Origin of the sequence: Rheinheimera baltica (assembly GCF_030731985.1) — a bacterium.
Classification (GTDB): Bacteria; Pseudomonadota; Gammaproteobacteria; order Enterobacterales; family Alteromonadaceae; genus Alishewanella; species Alishewanella baltica.
On the sequence record NZ_JAPJDY010000005.1, the window covers coordinates 222,635 to 242,641 of the forward strand.

Genomic DNA, 20,007 nt, shown 5'->3' on the forward strand with positions numbered 1-20,007 from the left:
GCTTATTCCTTAGCATCCGATGGCTGGGGCTGCTCGTGTTGTTGCAGCTGTAAAAAATGTTCCAAACTGCCTTGCAACCGCTGTGATAACGTTCTATCTACACTGGAACGGCTGCTTTGGACAACGCAACCGCCTTGTTCAATAGCCGGGTCTTCGCGTAACTGCCAGCCGCGCTCGTTTAAAGTATCCTTACTGTAAAACTGCTCAACAATATTGATATCTGCAGGGTTTAATTTGATTAGCATTTGCGTTGCATCCAGCGGCAAGGCGCTTGTAGCCTCACTTATAGCCTTTAACACAACATCGGTGTTAGTTTTTACCTCTACGCCAATAACCGCTTGCGCCATCGCCAGACTTAACTGCACCAACTGCTGCTGCACTTGCTCATTCACCTTCGCCAATGGTTTTTGCAACTGATCTAACAGGCTGGTGAGTTGTGCTAAGCGTGCGTTGAGTTCGTCCTGCCCCTCGACTAAACCTTGTTTTTTCCCTTCTGCCTGGCCTTGGTTGAATCCATCTTGCTGGCCTTGCTCGCGTCCCTCTGCGTAACCTTTGCTAAAACCGTCTTCTTTACCTTCGGTAACACCTTCGTCGTATGCCGCCTGCCGAATTTGCTCAATATCGTCTGCAGTTAACGGCTTTATAACCAACTCGTCTTCTTCCAGCGCCCGAACTGTCTTTGCTATTGGCTGGGTTTTGTTTAACGCGTTAGTCCGGCTGGTCTTTAATGTTCGCTCGTCAGTCAACTCAGGCGTTTGCCAGTGCCGCAGCTGATCTTGAGTATCATCATCCGGCGAAAATGGCCGTTTATACTTAAAAGAATCAGTTGTCATTAGCCGTCTCATTCAGCTTATAGGAAGTCATCGCCACCACCGGCACCCAGCATAATTTCACCCGCATCTGACAGCCTGCGTGCAACTGACAGTATTTCTTTTTGCGCAGCTTCTACATCGCTCACGCGCACTGGCCCCATGGCTTCCAGGTCATCCTGCAGTAACTCTGCCGCCCGTTTAGACATGTTTTTCAAGATTTTTTCTTTTAAGTTTTCATCTGTGCCTTTCAGCGCTTTCATTAGAGCATCTTGCTGCACTTCACGTAATATGGTTTGAATACCACGATCATCCACATCAATTAGGTTTTCAAACACAAACATCAGATCTTGGATTTGCTGCGCCATCTCTTCGTCATGCTCACGGATAGAGTCCATCAGCTGGCCTTCAATATTGGTATCCATATAGTTCAGAATGTCCGCTGCAGCTTTTAAGCCGCCCATTTTAGCGGTCTGTGTTCCGGCTTGACCGGCAAATTGTTTCTCCATTATCTCGTTCAACTCCTGCAATGCTGCTGGTTGTACTTCTTCCAGATTGGCGATACGCATGGTGAGATCAAGTCGCACTTTTTCTGGGAATTGCGATAAAATCTCGGCAGATTGCTCCGGTTCAAGGTAAGACAACACGATGGTCTGGATCTGCGGGTGTTCGTTGCGAATAATATTGGCTACTTGTTTTGAATCCATCCATTTTAACGAATCCAAGCCTTTCGCACCGCCGCCCAATACAATTTGATCAATAAGGTTTGCTGCTTTTTCTTCACCCAATGCCGCGGTTAACGCACGTTTAATAAACTCTTCACTTTGGAAGCCAATGGTGCTGAAGTTTTGGATCTGCTCTATAAACAACCGATGAACTGCTGAAATTTTTGCTTGGTTCAGATCGGTCATCTGCGCCATCGCCAGACCTACTTTTTGTACCTGCTTTGGCTCTAAGTGTTTTAAAATCTGCGCAGCATCTTCTTCTGATAAACTCAGCAATAAGATGGCGGCTTTCTCAACACCGTCCAGTTTGCCTACATCAAAAGCAGGCTTTGTTGCTTCTATGCTACTCATCTTCAGCCAACCAGTTTTTCACTACCAGAGAGGATAGTTCAGGCTCATTTGCGACCAATGCCCGAACCGCACGTAATAAATCTTCGTCGCCGTGTAAATCAGGTAGCATTAGCGTACCATCGGGTGCAAAACCCACAGCGTTTTCATCAAAAGTAGAGCTTAGCATGTCAATGGTGTCGTCACCCAAATCCAGGCCAGCACTCAGCGCATTTTCATCATAAGCTTCTTTAGTATCTTCAGGGTAAATCAGTTTCTTCAGCATTGGCCTTACTATCGCCAGTATCAGCACAATAATAATCAAGCCACCAATAGCCAAACGAACAACCCGCAAGAACCATTCTTCTTCATAAAACTCAGGCACTACGGCTACAACGGCTTCATCTTTAATAAAGGGAACAGAAATAACTTCAATCATATCGCCACGTTGCGCATCGAAACCAATACCGCCTTGTAATAACCGGCGAATGTTAGCTTGTTCAGCCTGATCCATAGGTTGCGGCTCGCCATTTTCGCCAGCAACATAATCAATCGCAACCGAAACGCTTAAACGACGAATAACCCCGCTTTGCTGAGAAATATGACTGATAGTAGTATCTAACTCATAGTTACGGGTTTCTTCTTTGTGATTACGTCCCGGTACTACAGGCTTGGCATCGCCTCCATTAGCTTGCTCAGGAATAGTTGAATTTAGCGGTGGTTGGTTTGACAAGGCGCCAGGGATACCGCCGCTTAAGCCTCCTACACTATTTTCTTCAATTGTCATTTCGCTGCGTATTGCAGGTAAATCAGGATTAAACCGTTTTTGCGTTTGCTCAGTTGCGGTAAAATCCATGTGTAAGTCAACCTGAGCCGTGTAATTACCGTATCCCAACACTGGCATTAAAATAGAGTCAACTTTCTGACGATACTCTTCTTCCCGCGTGCGCTGTAGTTCATATTCTTTGCGGGTACGGGCCGAACTGGCATCTTGTGAGCCACTATTAAGTAACCGGCCGTTTTGATCCGTTACTGTTACTTTAGATGGCGATAAACCTTGCACTGCAGAAGCAACAATATCGACAATAGCATCAACTTCGCTATCCCGGATCACCGTACCACCACGGGCCGTTACAAGTACCGTTGCTGAGGGCTGTTTTTCTACTCTGGCAAACACATTTTCTTTAGGAATGGCCAATAATACCCGGGCACGGGCTACACTTTGTAATTCTTCAATAGTGCGAGACAGCTGTTGCTCACGACTATGCTTTAAACGCTCCATTTCCAATCGCTGACTTACACCAAAACCACTGTCTTGTAATAAAAACTCGGTGCCTGTTGAGGGCTCTTTTGACAACCCGGCGCGTGATAAAGACAGCTTGATACGTTGGAACTCATCTTCAGGTACATAAATCACATTACCTTCAAGCTTGTAGTCCACTTTCTCGGCGTCCAGATGATCCAGCGTCTGAATTAATTCTTGTGTCGCATAGGTGCCTAACGGGCGAAATTCAGGTTGACGCGCCCACATAATAATTAAAATGGCAATTGCCAGACAAATTGTAAGGGCGACAATGAGTGTGATCTGACGTACCAGATCCATGCCACCCAGTGAGCCAACAAAGCCCGGTTTCTGTTCCTGTTCTTCACCACTGCTATAATCGTTTGCAGTCAGTGCCAATTCGGTGGATTGATTCTCAGCCACAACTTATTCCTCCGTTACACCGGCATCGACATGATTTCTTTATAAGCCTCAACCAGCTTATTGCGCACTTGCACTGTGGCTTCAAACGCCAGTGAAGATTTTTGACTGGCAATCATTACCTGCGCCAGAGACACGCCAGGATCACCCATTTCTACAGCAGAACGCATTCTTCCGGTTTCTTGAGCCAGGTTATTAACCTGACTTAACGCGCTGGTTAACATAGAACTAAAATCGCTTTGACTGGGATTCACCTGCTCAGTATTTTGCACCTTCAGCTCGGTGCCAGCGCCTCGCGCCTGACCAACCAGTGACTGCATTTCAGCATAAAGAGCCTGACCTTTGATATTCATAGCGTTACCTGTCAAAAAAATGCTGCGACCTAGATTAACGTGAATAAAGCAGGAGTTATGCCAAGTTTTAAGTTGTTGATTTTTATAAAAATAAACCCTCGAAAGAGGGTTTATTTTTGCTTAGGCAGGAAGTTCTATACCGACATCGCGCATGCGTGCTAATTTATAACGCAAAGTACGGTCGCTGATACCCAGCTTTTGAGCAACGTCTTTACGTCTATTATCACACGCTTTCATGGTTGCAAGAATAATACGGTGCTCTTGCTCATGCACACTGTGCTTAAACTGCGTGGTACCGTCATGCTCGGTTAAATCGTTGGCCTCCTCGATAGGTTCTGCGCGGCTTGATAGCGGTTGACACGCAGCAGTGTTCACCGGCTCAGCTATCGGCATGTCAGCAAGCTCAAGCATAATGTCATCCACATCAATGTTGTCGGTTTGTGCAATAATAAGCGCCCGTTGCATTACATTGTCTAGCTCTCGAACATTGCCCGGCCAGTCATACTGCTGTAAACGTTGTTTTGCCGCGGCAGTTAAGTTAACCATGCTACGACCACCCTGCTTGCAATGCCGTTGTAATAAATGCTGCGCTAAAGGAACAATGTCTTCCCGACGCTGGCTTAGTGCAGGCCATACCAATGGGAATACATTAAGCCGATAAAACAGATCTTCACGAAACTCTCCTTGTGCCACTGCTTGTTTTAGGTTGCGGTTGCTGGTTGCCAGCACGCGAACATCCAACTTAATGGTTTTACGCCCACCCAAACGTTCAACCTCACGCTCTTGTAATACACGCAACAATTTGGCCTGCAGGTTTAAATCCATTTCGGTTATTTCATCTAGTAAAATAGTACCTTGTTGTGCCTGTTCAAACTTTCCGGGGCAGGCATTGATAGCGCCGGTAAAAGCACCTTTTTCATAGCCAAACAAGGTCGACTCCAACATGTTTTCAGGTATGGCCGCACAATTAATGGCAATGAAAGGGCCGCCGCTGCGTTCGGACAACTGATGAATATAACGCGCCAACACTTCCTTACCCGACCCACTTGGACCACTGATCATGACACTGGCATCAGTGCGGGCGACTTTGGCGCACAACGCTAACAGTTGTTTACTGCCAGGCGCTTCAACAACCGGCTCAACTGTACTGACCGGATCGGAGTTAACGTAACGTCCAACGGTGCTAAGCAACACCTCTGATGAAAAGGGTTTAGCCAAATAATCAATAGCGCCTAACTGAATAGCCTCAACAGCGGCTTGCACAGTAGCATAGGCTGTCATCATCAGCACAGGCAATTGCGGATACTGCTCTCGCACGGTTTTAAGTAAGACTAACCCTGATACACCTTGCATTTGCACATCACTTATTACCAACTGCACTTTGTGCTGTTTTAGTAACAGCAAGGCTTTTTCTGCACTTTCAGCTAAAAGTACCTGATAATGCGCCAACATTAAGGTGTCCTGCAGCGCTTCGCGCAGTCCCGCGTCATCTTCCACTAACAATATGCGTTGTGTCATATGCATTACTCCTGCTTATCTTCGTGCTGTAATGGCAACAACAGTTCAAAACAAGCTCCGTGCTCTGATGGGATATACCTTACCGATCCCTGGTGCGAATGTGCTACCGCCTGCACCACCGCTAACCCAAGACCAGTGCCTTGAGCACGCCCGGTAATAAAAGGATCAAATAAGTTTTTTTGCAAAGCCGCCGGAACCCCAGGGCCATTGTCTTTCAGCAGAATTGATAACATACCAGGGTGTTTCTGACTGGGTGCTAGCGTTAGCGTTATATTGGCTTCGCCATTCACTGCTTGAATGCTGTTTTGAACCAAATTTTGTAACGCACCACTTAATGCATTGACATTGCCGAGTAAACACAATGAGGCATCTTCGCACTCTAGCGTTAGTTTAGCCTGATGCTGCAATAGCAAGGCTTCAATATCAGTATTTAATTGTTCGTTAAGCTTTTGCAGCGTAAAGACGCTGACCTGCTGCGCACTGCCGCTTCGGGCGAATAACAACATATCGTTGACTTGCTGTTCTAAATCCTGCAAGCGTGACTGCAGTTTCCGCTGAAATTGCAGCTGCACTTGCATGGTAGCGCGCGGATTAGCCAGGTTTTGAGCATATAGCATCGCTGCAGACAGCGGCGTCCGAATTTGATGTGCCAGCGTGGCCATCATTTTACCCAACGTGGATAAACGCTGCATATGGCCTAATCGACTTTGCAGTTCTCGTGTTTCAGTTAAATCGGTCAGCATGATCAACTGACCAGGTTGCGTGTATTGAGTATGCGTTAGTAAAGCACTAATTTGCAGTTTAACCCGGCGACCATCTTTTAGTGACACTTCAAGGCCATCATCACTGCGAGGACTAAAACAACGGCTTATAATGGTAAACCAGGCTTGTGCCACAAGAGGCTCGCCTAGCATCGCAATTGCAGCCGGGTTAGCCTGATACACCACACCACGCTGATCTAACAAGATCACTGCTGCGGGCAATACCTGCAACACCGGGTCCAGCGCAGAAGTTGTTAATAATTGCAGTGATGGACGTACAGCAGAAACAGCATCGGGTACGCCGTTGCCTTTTAAGCGTTGTGGCGAGAAGTGCATAGCATTAACTGATGTCATAAGTCCCCCTGAAACAACATATTCAGTAGGGTTAATGCAGGCATTGTGCCAGTATAATCGTGTTATTTTTTATATAGTTATGTTTGTCAATTCTCTGACAAGCACATTTACTCGTCTTTACCGAGGTTATATTTACGCATTTTTTCAACTAAGGTGGTACGACGTAATCCCAATACTTCAGCGGCGCGTGCCACCACAAACTCATGTCGTTCCAGGGCTTGGGAAATAAACCTGATTTCCAGCTCAGCCAGATACTCTTTCAGATCCAAGCCTTGCTCGGGCAAATGTTGCGGTGCATCCATGTCGAATACTCGTGCAACATCGGTATCGGTATCGCTATCATCGTCGGTCGACTGAAACAGTTCGTTAATTAAATCGCGTTCCTGTAAACCTTCAGGATACTGAGGCATGTAACTTTCTACATCTAAATGGCGGTATTTCAGCGGCAGCTCAGCCACATCAACAACTTGATCCGGGTACATTATTACCATGCGTTCAAGTAAGTTAGCCAGCTCGCGCACGTTGCCAGGCCAGGCATGCAGCTGCATACTTTGCATCGCATGTTCAGTAAATTTAACTTTTGCCTGGCTGACTTTTTCTTGCCTTTTAAGCAATTCACTAATCAATAACGGAATATCGTCTGCGCGTTGACTTAGTGCCGGTGTTTCAATTGGAAAAACATTTAAACGATAGTATAAATCTTCACGAAAACTACCGTCAGAAATCATCTGTTCTAAATCGCGATGGGTGGCTGCAACGACTCTGACATCTGCTTTTATAGCCTGAGTCCCACCGACACGCTCATAGGTGCGTTCTTGCAATACCCGCAGCAATTTTACCTGCATTGGTAGAGGCATATCACCTATTTCATCCAGAAATAGGGTGCCCCCCTGCGCTAATTCAAACCGCCCCTTTCGGGTCGAAATCGCGCCAGTAAAAGCGCCTTTCTCATGACCAAACAACTCACTTTCCAACAACTCTGCCGGTATAGCACCGCAGTTAATAGGCACAAAAGGGCCTGCCTGACGATGCGACAACAAATGAATATTTCGCGCGACAACTTCTTTTCCCGTGCCCGATGGCCCAAGTACCAACACATTAGCTTCTGTTTTTGCCACCTGTTGAATGAGAAAACGGACTTGTTGCATCGAGTCTGAACTGCCTACCATGCCATCAAACTTAACCGTATTCTCTTGCTGACGTTGCAATGGCAACAATCGGTGATACTGCTGGCTGTCGCGCAATAATTGGGTAAGTGAGGCGTACGAGAAAGGTTCACTTAGCAACCCCACCGCATTACCATACTCTAATAACGATTGCAGGGTTTCACCTAACAACAAAAATGCCGTCGCCGGGTAGCGAAGTAATAATTCGGCGTGCTGTTGATTATCAAGCGCACCAAGCAACACAACCGCCGGCTGATCGCTATTAAGTCGTATCAGCAATTCCTGGTAAGTCAGCATTTGGTGAGGTTCATGAATAAAACTCAGCACCGTGCTTAACCGGCTACTGCGGGCGCTTTGCTCGTCAACAATGTACAGTGAAGGAGTAATAGACATACCGCTGCTTTTATTATGCTTTTTACTGCATTGTACTTCGCATCAAGCAGCTTGCAAGGTAATACGCTATTTTTTTGACACTGTGTCAAAAAAATAGCGTTAACTGACGTGACTAAGACAATAAATTAAGCGCTTGCTGTTGTGAAATTCTAGCTTGTAACGCCACACTGACTGACGCCTTTGCTAAAATATCGGTTGCTGTTTTATCGCTGCTGGTTTTAGCGTAGTCGGCATCCTGAATACCACTGCGCGCTTGCGATACGTTAACTTGTTGATTGTTTAAATTACGCGCCTGGCTGGCAAAACCGTTAATAGCCGCACCTGCTTCTGAACGCAACTGGTCAAGGTACGCCAGTGCATTTTTACTACTGTCGGCCGCAGCAGCGGCTCCTGCTTGCGTGGAAAGATCGGCGCTAAACACATTTTGTGTCGTTAATTCAGCAGCAACATCACCGGTTTTTAATGCGGTAAAAGACCCTCCCGTATTAAACTGCACCGAATTCCCATCAAAAAGAGGCTGACCAGCAAAGCTGGCGTTATCTATCGTCGCCTGAATCTCTTGTGCTTTACTCTCATACTGCTGCTGCAACGCTTGTTTATCAGCGTCTGAGTAAGCGCCATTCCCGGCAGCAACGCTTAACTGCTGCATTTCCATTACCGACGTCGATATATTGCTGAGATTTTGCTCGTATACCTGCGCCAAGCCAATACCATCATACAAATTGCGCTGGCCTTGCGTTGTTGCGTTGATATCACTGCTCAAGCGATTAGCAATCAACAATCCTGCAGCATCATCCGCCGCACGATTAATACGTTTACCGCTGGCAAGCTGCTCTGATTGCTTTTGCTGGGCTTGTTGCAGAGTATTTAACGACGCATTTGCCACTTGATTGTTAATTTTCATAACGCTACCCGTGATATAAAAATACTTGTTTATAGTTTAGACAAATCCACCCTAGAATGCCATTAATCGTCATTTAAGCGCAACGAAGTACACTTTTATAGATTATCGTTTACACTTAATACCTTAGCGGTGTCGGCACAGATTATGCTAAGGTAATTTATAATCGTTTTTACGAGTTACGTGATTCCAGAGGTCAGCTTATGTTTAACGGCAAAACAATCATTATTACCGGCGGCACCGGCTCGTTTGGTCACAAATATACCGAAACATTGCTGACACGATACAAGCCCAAAAAGATAATCATTTATTCTCGGGATGAGTTAAAACAGTACGAAATGCAGCAAAAATTTGACGCTAGCTGTATGCGTTATTTTATTGGTGATGTACGGGATGAAAAACGATTAATCCGCGCTATGCATGGCGTGGATTTTGTTATTCATGCCGCCGCATTAAAGCAAGTACCGGCGGCAGAGTACAATCCAACAGAGTGTATTCGCACCAATATTAATGGTGCCGAGAATGTTATTAACGCCGCCATTGAAACGAATGTCGAAAAAGTCATCGCGTTATCTACAGATAAAGCTGCAAATCCGGTGAATTTATACGGCGCCACCAAGCTTGCTTCAGATAAGTTATTCATTGCTGCAAACAATATGACAGGTGGCAGCCGACCACGCTTTTCGGTGGTACGCTACGGTAACGTAGTAGGTTCACGAGGCTCAGTGGTACCTTTTTTCCAACAGCTTATTAACAACGGTTGTGATCACATCCCTATAACGCATCAAGATATGACAAGATTTTGGATAAGCCTGCAACAAGGTGTTGATTTTGTTTTGAAGAATTTTGAACGGATGCTTGGAGGAGAAATATTTGTTCCCAAGATTCCTTCGATACGTATCACAGATTTAGCCACAGCAATGGCACCTGACTTACCGCAAAAAATTGTTGGTATTCGTCCGGGTGAAAAACTGCATGAGATGATGTGTCCGGGCGATATGTCCTATCACACACATGAATTCGATGATCACTTTGTTATTGCTCCGGCAATTAAGTTTTTTAACCGCAGCAATGATTTTTCCACAAATGCCTTGCTGGAAAACGGACGCCTGGTTCCCCACGGATATGAGTATGTATCAAATACTAATCCAGATTTTTTATCCATAGAGCAGATGCGCCAGTTTAATCAGGATGCGATGTTATGATCCCCTACGGCCGCCAACATATTACCCAAGCAGATATTGATGCGGTCACTGAGGTTTTACAAAGTGATTTTTTAACCCAGGGCCCCGCAGTTCCTGCTTTCGAAAAACGATTAGCCGAGTTTACTGGTGCTCAACACGCCATAGCGGTAAATAGTGCAACTTCAGCACTGCATATTGCTTGTCTGGCGTTGGGCGTTGGTATTGGCAGCAAAGTCTGGACCTCGCCAATCAGTTTTGTTGCGTCGGCAAATTGTGCCCGATATTGTGGCGCAGACATTCATTTTGTCGACATTGATGAAAACACCGGTAACATGGCAATTGATAAGCTGCGTAAAAAACTTGAACACGCGCGTCACCACGATACGCTACCAAATGTCGTAATACCGGTTCATTTGTCAGGCGCCAGCTGCGATATGGCACAAATACGCTTTTTAGCAAGTGAGTTCGGTTTTAGCATCATTGAGGATGCATCTCATGCTATCGGTGCTCGGTATCAGGATGAAACGGTTGGCAACTGCCGTTACAGCGACATTACCGTATTTAGTTTTCATCCCGTCAAAATTATAACCACCGCAGAAGGCGGTATGGCGATGACCAATAATACCGCACTGGCAGATAAAATGCGTTTATTGCGCAGTCATGGTATTAGCCGCGACAACAAACTAATGACTGAACCCAGCCATGGCGATTGGTATTATCAGCAATTACAGCTGGGTTTTAACTATCGAATGACCGATATTCAGGCTGCTTTAGGTTTAAGCCAGAGTATGCGCTTGGTACAAATGGTACAAAAGCGCCAGCTACTTGCCGCGAACTATCATCAGTTGCTAGCCCACTTACCGCTTAGGTTACCGGCACTGGATGATGAGAACCTCAGCTCTTGGCATCTATTTATTATTCGCCTTAACGACAAAAGCAAGCGCAAGTTGGTATTTGATGCACTTCGTGCAGCGGGCATCGGCGTAAACGTGCATTATATTCCCATCCATACTCAGCCGTATTATCAGCAACTTGGTTTTGACTGGGGAGACTTTCCTGCTGCTGAAGACTTTTACGAACGGATTATCAGTTTACCGATGTTTCCGGAGCTTAGTTCAGAGCAACAACAATATGTTGCTGACATCTTACAACAGGCCTTGCTAACTTAGTGTTCAATTAGCTGCCAGCTTGTCGGTGTATTGGCACTGACATCTGTAATTAACTTACGGCCTATCAGGGAATCATAATATTTTGGCGCCAAACCAAACCCCGGTCTTACGCTTCTGATGTCATTGGCATTTATTACCTCGCCTGCTTTCTTGTTATTTACAAAATACAGCGATCGGCGATATTTTACGGTTGCTTTTTCGCTGGCCTGTTGCGAATAATCGATACGGCCCAGTGCTTCCCAGGCTATTTTTGCTTGCTCACACAAACTGTGTAAATCGGCTTCTTCTAACGAGAAACTGTCATCTGGTCCACCTGCATTGCGATCCAGCGTAACGTGTTTTTCAATAATTGCCGCGCCCAATGCCACAGAAGTTAACGCGGTTGTATTATTGACGGTGTGATCAGACAAACCGCATACCACACCAAATTTCTCTGCCATATCGACAATAGTTCTAAGATTGTATTCAGATGATGGCGCAGGGTAACTACTGACACAGTGCAGCAGAGCTAGTTGTTCGCAGCCACCACTTCGGGCCGCATCGACTGCCTCAGCAATCTCCTCAGCGTTGGCCATACCTGTTGATATAATCATCGGTTTTTTAGTCGCAGCAATGTATTTAATTAAAGGTATGTCAATGGCTTCAAACGACGCAACCTTGTATGCAGGCGCATTTAAATCCTCTAACAAATCGACTGCGGTGGTATCAAAGGGAGAGCTAAAAATGGTTAGTTCAAGTTGCCTGGCATAATCAAACAAAGGCTTGTGCCACTCCCATGGCATTTGTGCCCATTGGTATAACTCGTATAAACTTTTACCGTCCCATAAGCCTCCCCGAATCATAAAATCTTCGTTTCTTGAGTTCAGCGTAATGGTATGTGCAGCGTACGTTTGCAGCTTAACCGCCGAGGCACCACAACGTTTCGCCATCGCGATAATATCTTTTGCCCGCGCCAAACTGCCGTTATGGTTGGCTGACAGCTCTGCAACGATATAGGGAGCATAATCGATACCTATAGGACGGCCAGAGATAGTGATAACAGGGTTTGTCATAATTAACCTTTTACGATCCTTTATAAATCTGTTTATGCTGTGGCAACTGATAAGGTGCTGGTTGCGCTGGCTGCGCAGAAATACGGCGCAATCGGGTAAACTCATCTTTAGGTGGTATTAAGTGAAAGCCTAACAATCGTTTTTGCGCGTCAGTTAACTGCTGATAAATTTCATCCGGTGTGTTTTGTAGAAAATCAAATGACGGCTTAATAAACCATCTGGCATAACCAAGTAATAATGCCCAGCGACTATTATCAGTTACATTAGCGCCGCCGCCGTGCCATAAATTTGCATTAAAGATTAACGCACTTCCTTGCGAGCCGGTAATTAACACTTCATCCGGATGCCGTTGGCCATCGGGAGGAAAAGACGTCCAGTTATGGCTACCAGGTACAATTCGTGTTGCACCATTTAACGCAGTAAAATCATCTAATAACCATACCACGTTAGCTTTAAGGCAATAATTAACCCCCGGCAAACCGCTGTCTATGTGCAGCTGTTGGCCGGGGTAGCCTAATAATGGGCAGCGGGCAGAAATATTGTTTAGGTAATAAGGTTCGTTTTGTTGATAAGAACCTTGCTGCAAAACGGCTGATACAATAGCTAAGATGCGCGGATGCTCAAACAGCTCAAACCAATCGACTGATTTGTTATGAAGATTAAATACAACCTTCTCATTCGATTTGTCTGACAACGTGCCCTTATCTGACGACGCCGTTGCGTAATGTTCGGCGTAATCCGTATAGTTGCTTTCCAGTAGTCGCCGAAAATACGCACATTTCTCGGCGCTCAGTAAATTTGGCACAACGACGTAGCCGTGTTTAAAAAAGTGTTCTACTGAGTCCATAGTTAAATCGCCTTGGCATAGCAGGTAATTTGCCGGCCCAAATTGGCATCAGCCAATGCTTTATAAAACTGCTGTATCGCATCGTCCTCGCCAAGCTGACGTAAATTCAGTTCAAACTGGACTCTTTTTGCATGACATATTTTGCCAATATCTCTGTCATTAACGTAGTTCTCTCCCATTAACAAAAATAGCTCTAACGGAAATGACGCTACCGCCAACTCACTGTGAAAACCACAGCCGCTTAGAAGGGCTTGCAAGGACGTTCGGCTAAAATAGTTCAGATGCGCAGGTGGCGTTACCCACCAGGGTTCCAAATTATGCAAGCGCTGAGCAGCAACCTGAAACTTATTAAATTCATTTGGTACGGTAACAATTAACAAGCCGCCATCTTTTAGCACATGCTGGCGGATCTGTTGTATCACCCTTACCGGTTCAGCTAAATGCTCTAACACATTGTTTAGCATCACAACATCGAATTTTTTTCCGGCAAAAACATCCATCGATTCGACGCCGCAGTGTTTAATATTTAATCCTTGGCTAACGCCATATTCAACCGCCTCGGCCGCAGGGTCAAAACCATAACAACTCGCCCCTAGCCCTTTAAAATGCAATAGAGCCTGCCCCCAACCACAACCAACATCTAATATTTCAAGTTCGCAAAAAGGTTTTGCCAATTGAGACTGAATAACTTTTGCCTGATCATTCCAGGTTCCCTCCCAAAATTGCTGATCGGCAAGCTGAACCTGCAACGAGGAATTATTAAAATTTTTGTAGTCGCCAGAGTAAAACTCGTTGGCATAAAAGTGGTTAATCTCCTCGGCGGTCGGCGTGGGCTTTACTTGTAAAAAACCATACTTTTCATGTGGTTTAAGTGAATAATTACCTTTATCGTTCATGTTAATACCACCCAGAGGAATCATTTAATATACGTTTTAGCACCGTGCCACCCCATATTCATTACAACATCCAGAATAGACAGCTTTGGTATAAAATCCGTGCTCTTTTTCTGTGGATAATACTGCGGTTCAAACGTTTGATAAGCCAGCGAAACCTCACTTTGCTGACTAAAACCGTCAGCCGTTAAATAAGATTCAGCACCTTGCGGCGATAAATAATGTGTGGCTGAAATAGCGTTTAACATTGCCAGCAAGCGTTCAGTGCGCACGCCTTTTATTTTTAGTTCACTTGAGCGTAGCATCTGACAGTTTATATCAATTCTATTACTAACCATCTGAATTAATGCAATATTCAACTCTGCCAGCGATATGTAGCTCGTATCATTAATCACATCCGTAAAGGCCATCAGTTCAGAGCTAAATGGGTGTCGGGCATACACTTGCTGTAGCTGTCGCACCATCTTTTCCCGCCATAATGACTGCATATTAATTTCGGTTTGCAAAATACTTTGTGACAATGTGTTGTGCTTCACAGGCACCGTTAACCAATGCGGTTTGCCATTTAACGGAATGCGGTTTCTATTGTGCCAAGATCCTTTCTGAAACTGCGCATCATCAAGAAATACAAACACATCGACACTTGCCATCAAATTAAAGTAACCGCTCCAGGGTAAGAATGTAGGCTGCATAATGGCGCATTTCATAATTTTTTTCTCATTTGCAGCACATCTTTACCTTTGAATGCATCGGGTAGCGCAGTATTGCTAAGCCTATAGTGGTGCTTGTAGTAAAACGATTGCGCGTGAGTGTTATCTTTCGCAACATGTAATACTATACTTTGCATCAACAAAGTTTGTTTAACAAACTCCTCTAACAATAACAGCGCTTTAGAGCCTACTCCACGGTTGCGTTCATCCGAATGACCAAGGTAAATCCAAATTTCGGCCTCTTTTGCCTGTTCATCAATATTTTTCACGCCAAGGCTACCAACATGGCAGCGGTTAGACAAAATACTGAACACATATTGCTCAGGTGCTGCCAGTAAATGTCGCCAATACTTAATGTGATTACTGCGCTCAGGCTTGGCTGACAAAACAAATTGCTGCCTTAATGATTGTTGTTGCAGCCAATGGTAATTTCTTCGCACATCCCAAGGCTTTACGTCGGCTAGTGTCACTGTTTCTGCCAACAGCAAAGCGCTAACAAAAGGCGCACCAAACAACACTGAAGCAGATACTTTAGGTAATGGCAGCGTGTGATATTTCATCAACTTCTGCCAAAGCTCATCAAATGTATAAAAAAGTTCAAACAAGCCATCTTGGCTCATTCGCTGCAGTGGTGTTATTTGGTTATCGGCGATAGGCATTAAAAGTGAAGGCAATTTTAAAAAAAGTCGCTCGTATGTACTGCCGCCACCGGAGCCTATAGCCAAATCTGCCGCAGTTATCAGCTCAGCCATATTACTGATATCGGTGTGCAAATGTGTTTCCACCGCCATGGTGCTTGCATAAGCTCTAACCGATGCTAACCAGGGCGCTTTTGAACTTATAACAACATCTATACGTGTCAATGCGGGCAGATTTACAGCATTGAGAACCTTAAGAACCTGTTCTGAATTATTATCTGAATCAGTTGCGCCAAAAGTCACCAGAATACGCGACAATGTATTGTCTTTACGCCGGGCAATACTTTGCGAGCGCCAATTAGCAAACTCTTGCCTTAGCAGCACATATTTACCGCCGAACAACCGCAAGCAGTGCTTTCCAACCCGGCTTGAATAATCTTGCTGGCTTACGCTTAAATTATAATCGAGCAAAAAATCGCATTCATGTCGCCTGTCAGCCAGGTCGTCAATCACCGCAAGCCGCTGGCAAAAAAACTTCGCTCGTGTTTCCCAATCTGCCCCAAGCGCGTAATGATCAACAACAATCAATACCGGCTTTAGCTTTCGAAAATAAGGTGTGCATTGGTTAATATCGTTTAACCATGTCGTACCAAGCCACGCATGATGTCTGATATCACTCTGACCAAGCTCAGTTGTGGCATCGTGATGAATCGGTAAACGCAGCAGTTCAAACCCAGCGCGAATAACAAGGCTGCTGTTATTCCCGGGCAGGTCCCGGCAAATAAAAAAACAATTTGCTCCGCGCTGTTTAAATTCAGCAGCCAGCGTCAGACTGCGCATTAAGTGGCCAAAACCAATAACAGAACTTGAATCTAACCTAAATACGATGTTTAAATCCGACGAAGAATTGCTCACCCTATTCAGCACGATGCCCTCTTGTACCTAACGTGAGTTTTGAGATCGACTGGCGCGAAACATCAACTCAGCACGCTGCCAGTCATTTTCGTTATCGATATCCTGTACGCGACAGCGCTCGATAGAAACTGCCGCTGTCATGCCGTTATAAATTGGTTTCGCGTGCAACCAGGCTTCTGCTGTTCCCCAGCAAAACTGGCCGGCGTCATGAAAAGTAGGCACTAAATCCTGCGAACGTGTTCCTGAAAACTCCGGGTTGAGCATCACCAGATGGTTATTCTCGTCCAGTCGCACTGCTCGCTGTATGGGAAACTCAAACTCCGTGACCGCCAATGCATAATCGCATGAGCCATTGTTAAGCTGTTTTAATCCCATACCGATATCTTCTGGACAAATTAGCGGGGCCGTAGCGTAAATACAGCATGCCGCAGTCACCCCTGATGACGCAGACATAATAGAATTGGCTGCAGCATTTACACTTTGTATTGCATGGCGCATAACGTCAGCGGTACCTGAAAAGTCATCTGCCAGTTCAGAAGGGCGAATAAATGGCGTATCAGCACCGTATTGCCGACTTATTGCGGCAATTTCTTCGTCATCGGTTGATACCAAAACTTTGTCGAAACAACCACTAGTTATTGCAGCCTGTATCGACCAGGCTATTATCGGCTGCCCTTCGAAAAAACGAATATTTTTACGCGGGATTCGTTTACTACCGCCTCTGGCTGGAATAACAGCGATACGCATGGTCAGGACTGAGCCTTTAATTCACTAATAGCTTGTTCCAAACTATAGCCGCAGGTTGTCAAATAATTAACTCTAAAATCTTTTTTCACGGCTAAAACATATTCATTCCACAGTGCCATAAATTTGGCAAAATAGCCTAAGGTCAACGCATCGTCCTGATAAGAGTACAGCATTGTTAACATAGGGCAATGTACATATAGCAAAGAGCCACGCAGCAGATAGTACAAATGGGCATACTTGGTTTTTTTATAAGAGAACAAATAGCGCGCTTGCTTTTTAAGTAAGCCTGCGGCACTTTCTCTACTATCAAAAGACCTACTACCAATTTCAATTAAATCGTCACAAATCACATCAAATTGTTCAAACTCTAAAGTCGCCACATCAAACTGCACAAGATCTTTAACAAAAAAATCCGCTTTTATTTGTTCTATAATCTGAGATTTATTTTCTATAGGTTTACCAATCAGCACCGCCTGCTCAGTAATTGGATACGCACCTTCTAATTTTGCACCGTGCCCAACGTTGTAAAAAAACTTTTTCGGATTAGCAGCAATAATCGCTTCAAGATGATTTTTAGAGATCATCAGTAAATCAGTGGCCAACACATCTTCACCCAGATTGCCGGGCAATACATGCTTAGCACCAGTAACCAACGGGCTTTGATACTGAACCCCTTCTTTATAATAAAAACTGTGCTTTGAGTGTGTAACATTCTGCCTGCTGCCGTTATCTACTCCGACAAGATAAATCTCTTCAAATCCCATCATTGCTGCGTACGACAATGCGGTGTTTGACACAACCGGACCACAAGATGGTAGTGACGGTAATGCCTGATGATATTTTTTCAATGTTTGTAGCTGTATAAAAACCGTTGCCGATTCAGGGCCTTTCAACCCCATTCCCGCCCATTTGTACAATTTTGGAATTTCAGGGTACATGACATCAACGGTTAGCAGGTTGACATTTCTATATGCTTCTAATGGCAAGGTATCTAAAAGCACGTCATAGGTACTTTTGGTACGCTCTACAATTACGTGAAAGTCTGGCGTAACACCAACCTTTAATAAAGATGCCAAGGCACTGCCGACGGCGAGAATAATCGCACTATCTTGCACCTCTTTTAGCAACTCAACGGAAGAGTCCAGTGAAGGGCCGTTTCCAACAATAAATAAAGGAAGCTTTTGATACGGTTTTCTCAATTCGCTGTCAGCAACAAAGAATGACACGCCGTTTTCTATATTATGTATCGCATGAGCCAAGCCATCTATGTTGTCATTGTAAAAACCAAAACCGGATTGCAATTCAAAATAACGTTCAAAAAAAGATTTAATCAGTTGGTTTACATCTTTAGATGGATAATGTTGATAACAAAAACTCCGAACTAAACTAAATGCACCAATATCACCCGCTATACCGTGCAATGAATCAAAAAAATCTTTATAGGATAATCCGACCTGTATAAATAACGCACCATCATTGTTTTCAACGGTATGAATGATATCCGCCCAATCAGTGCAAAATAAGCTAGCGTAAAATAGCTCAATATCAGGCTCACAAATGAACAGATAATCAAAATGGTGCTGCTTTAGTAAAATGGGTATGTGGTAACCCAGGCCAACACCAAAAATTATTGAGCTGGGAAAATGTGCAGGCAGTTGCTCTATAAACTGAGGTTTTTCAGCATTTAAACTAGCAATAAGGTTGTCAAGCTTTGTCATAAACTGCATATGAATGCGTTTATCTGTAGTGTGCCCGCCAAAACCATAGCTGGTGTAGCTGTAATAGCCTTTCTTTGTGTTTTTGCTTACCTGTTCGCTAACCTGAGCAATGGGATCATCAGCATAAAGCGGCACACTATGCCCCTGCGGAATGAAATTCCCCATGCCTGTGCGGGTAACCAGCAACTCAAAACCAGCTTTAGGCTTATAAGCTTTCATTGATGAGGCTAACTCTGGATAGTACTGCTCAAATGCCCGAATATTAGCGTTGAAGGTCTGTTTAGAGCTTAGATTGAAATCAAGCTCGCGCTGTTTTTGCTCAACTAATTGACTATACGCAGACTCAGCTTCAGCCAGACTTTTTTCTACATCCATCATTTGTCTTTTTCTATCTTGTACGTTCTTGTGATCTTGTTGTCAGACTTTACGCCACGCAGTTGCGAGATACTATCTTTAATTTGGTAACGTTGTGCCGACAACGTATCTATTAGCTTCGCAAAATCAGTTGATAGAGCCTGCAGCCGAGGATAGTTAATAGGGGCAAGGTCAGTTGGTGCTATAAATAGCTGAGTTATTTGTTCATTTAGGCAGTTTAGTTGCTGTGCCGATGCGGTGAAGTCTTCAGCAGCAATACTCTGCTTCAGAGCAGCGAGGAGCTGCTCTGCCTGATCTAATTTATCCAACGTTAGCATGTGCCATACTACGCTCTGCTTCTGCCTGTTGCTGTGCACTTAGCGGGATTTCATCCCAGGCTGATTTTATTTCACGAAACAAACTTGCCACTTCATCAATCGCAGTCGTAGTTTCTTTTTCAACACTCGCATCAATTAAGCGTTCAATCATATAACTGTACAAAGCATAAAGATTCTGGCCCAACTCAGGTGACACAGACTCATCTAAACAAGAACGCAATGACTCAAAAATTGCCGAAGCTTTAGAAAGGCTTGCTGCTTTTAGTTCATAATCTTTGCGCTGAATAGCACCTTTAGCTAACGCTAGATTGTCCATTACGCCAGCCATAAGCATTTGAATAATTTGGTAAGGAGACGCATCAGCCATCCGCGTTTTTGTCGCTTCTTTCTGATAAAACTTTAATTTTGCGCTACTCATTGGTTTACTCCTTCA

19 protein-coding genes are annotated in these 20,007 nt (G+C 44.7%); 2 read left to right on the forward strand and 17 right to left on the reverse strand.

Annotated elements, in window-relative coordinates; all coding sequences use genetic code 11:
- Nucleotides 1-2: 2 nt before the first annotated feature.
- The 8 genes from fliH to ORJ00_RS10475 form a co-directional block, all read right to left on the reverse strand.
- Nucleotides 3-833 (reverse strand): flagellar assembly protein FliH, encoded by an 831-nt coding sequence (gene fliH / locus ORJ00_RS10440; protein ID WP_306139806.1) that lies wholly within the window; start codon nt 831-833, stop codon nt 3-5.
- 17 nt (nt 834-850) lie between these two features.
- Nucleotides 851-1,885, reverse strand: a complete 1,035-nt coding sequence (fliG, locus tag ORJ00_RS10445) for a flagellar motor switch protein FliG (protein WP_027672695.1) — start codon at nt 1,883-1,885, stop codon at nt 851-853.
- Complete coding sequence (gene fliF, locus ORJ00_RS10450; protein WP_306125968.1) at nt 1,878-3,566, reverse strand: flagellar basal-body MS-ring/collar protein FliF; 1,689 nt, start codon at nt 3,564-3,566, stop codon at nt 1,878-1,880. The genes fliG and fliF overlap by 8 nt, the downstream gene beginning before the upstream one ends.
- A 14-nt stretch (nt 3,567-3,580) precedes the next feature.
- Nucleotides 3,581-3,916 carry a flagellar hook-basal body complex protein FliE gene (gene fliE, locus ORJ00_RS10455; protein WP_027672693.1) on the reverse strand — a complete coding sequence of 112 codons (336 nt, stop codon included), beginning with the start codon at nt 3,914-3,916 and terminating at the stop codon, nt 3,581-3,583.
- A gap of 120 nt (nt 3,917-4,036) precedes the next feature.
- On the reverse strand, nt 4,037-5,434 hold the full coding sequence (locus tag ORJ00_RS10460) for a sigma-54-dependent transcriptional regulator (RefSeq protein ID WP_306139807.1): 1,398 nt from the start codon (nt 5,432-5,434) through the stop codon (nt 4,037-4,039).
- Between the two features lie 5 nt (nt 5,435-5,439).
- Nucleotides 5,440-6,549, reverse strand: a complete 1,110-nt coding sequence (locus tag ORJ00_RS10465) for a sensor histidine kinase (RefSeq protein WP_306139808.1) — start codon at nt 6,547-6,549, stop codon at nt 5,440-5,442.
- A gap of 107 nt (nt 6,550-6,656) precedes the next feature.
- The gene (locus ORJ00_RS10470; RefSeq protein ID WP_305973650.1) at nt 6,657-8,108 is read right to left on the reverse strand and encodes a sigma-54 dependent transcriptional regulator; all 1,452 of its coding nucleotides are present in this window, start codon (nt 8,106-8,108) and stop codon (nt 6,657-6,659) included.
- Nucleotides 8,109-8,220: 112 nt separating this feature from the next.
- Nucleotides 8,221-9,012: a flagellin gene (locus tag ORJ00_RS10475; protein ID WP_027672689.1), complete on the reverse strand. Its 792-nt coding sequence runs from the start codon at nt 9,010-9,012 to the stop codon at nt 8,221-8,223.
- 200 nt (nt 9,013-9,212) lie between these two features.
- Between ORJ00_RS10475 and pseB the strand changes: the two genes are divergently transcribed.
- A complete protein-coding gene (gene pseB, locus ORJ00_RS10480; RefSeq protein WP_027672688.1) occupies nt 9,213-10,214 on the forward strand; it encodes a UDP-N-acetylglucosamine 4,6-dehydratase (inverting) in 1,002 nt (333 codons plus the stop codon).
- Nucleotides 10,211-11,362, forward strand: a complete 1,152-nt coding sequence (gene pseC / locus ORJ00_RS10485) for a UDP-4-amino-4,6-dideoxy-N-acetyl-beta-L-altrosamine transaminase (protein WP_305973648.1) — start codon at nt 10,211-10,213, stop codon at nt 11,360-11,362. The genes pseB and pseC overlap by 4 nt, the downstream gene beginning before the upstream one ends.
- Here pseC and pseI read toward each other — a convergent pair.
- Genes pseI through fliS form a run of 9 tightly spaced genes read right to left on the reverse strand, consistent with a single transcriptional unit; the run spans nt 11,359 to nt 19,992 of the window.
- The gene (gene pseI, locus ORJ00_RS10490) at nt 11,359-12,414 is read right to left on the reverse strand and encodes a pseudaminic acid synthase (RefSeq protein WP_305973646.1); all 1,056 of its coding nucleotides are present in this window, start codon (nt 12,412-12,414) and stop codon (nt 11,359-11,361) included. The genes pseC and pseI overlap by 4 nt on opposite strands.
- A 10-nt stretch (nt 12,415-12,424) precedes the next feature.
- Complete coding sequence (locus tag ORJ00_RS10495) at nt 12,425-13,261, reverse strand: phytanoyl-CoA dioxygenase family protein (RefSeq protein WP_027672685.1); 837 nt, start codon at nt 13,259-13,261, stop codon at nt 12,425-12,427.
- A 2-nt stretch (nt 13,262-13,263) separates the two neighbouring features.
- Nucleotides 13,264-14,157, reverse strand: coding sequence for a class I SAM-dependent methyltransferase (locus ORJ00_RS10500; RefSeq protein ID WP_027672684.1), 894 nt, complete (start codon nt 14,155-14,157; stop codon nt 13,264-13,266).
- Nucleotides 14,158-14,177: 20 nt separating this feature from the next.
- Nucleotides 14,178-14,861, reverse strand: coding sequence for a WbqC family protein (locus ORJ00_RS10505; RefSeq protein ID WP_027672683.1), 684 nt, complete (start codon nt 14,859-14,861; stop codon nt 14,178-14,180).
- On the reverse strand, nt 14,858-16,429 hold the full coding sequence (pseG, locus tag ORJ00_RS10510; protein WP_306139810.1) for a UDP-2,4-diacetamido-2,4,6-trideoxy-beta-L-altropyranose hydrolase: 1,572 nt from the start codon (nt 16,427-16,429) through the stop codon (nt 14,858-14,860). The genes ORJ00_RS10505 and pseG overlap by 4 nt, the downstream gene beginning before the upstream one ends.
- 15 nt (nt 16,430-16,444) lie before the next feature.
- On the reverse strand, nt 16,445-17,164 hold the full coding sequence (gene pseF, locus ORJ00_RS10515) for a pseudaminic acid cytidylyltransferase (protein ID WP_027672682.1): 720 nt from the start codon (nt 17,162-17,164) through the stop codon (nt 16,445-16,447).
- 2 nt (nt 17,165-17,166) lie between these two features.
- Nucleotides 17,167-19,260 carry a motility associated factor glycosyltransferase family protein gene (locus tag ORJ00_RS10520; RefSeq protein ID WP_305973634.1) on the reverse strand — a complete coding sequence of 698 codons (2,094 nt, stop codon included), beginning with the start codon at nt 19,258-19,260 and terminating at the stop codon, nt 17,167-17,169.
- Nucleotides 19,257-19,574 (reverse strand): hypothetical protein, encoded by a 318-nt coding sequence (locus ORJ00_RS10525; protein ID WP_027672681.1) that lies wholly within the window; start codon nt 19,572-19,574, stop codon nt 19,257-19,259. The genes ORJ00_RS10520 and ORJ00_RS10525 overlap by 4 nt, the downstream gene beginning before the upstream one ends.
- Nucleotides 19,558-19,992 carry a flagellar export chaperone FliS gene (gene fliS / locus ORJ00_RS10530; RefSeq protein WP_027672680.1) on the reverse strand — a complete coding sequence of 145 codons (435 nt, stop codon included), beginning with the start codon at nt 19,990-19,992 and terminating at the stop codon, nt 19,558-19,560. Before fliS ends, ORJ00_RS10525 begins: the two co-directional genes overlap by 17 nt.
- Nucleotides 19,993-20,007: the final 15 nt, after the last annotated feature.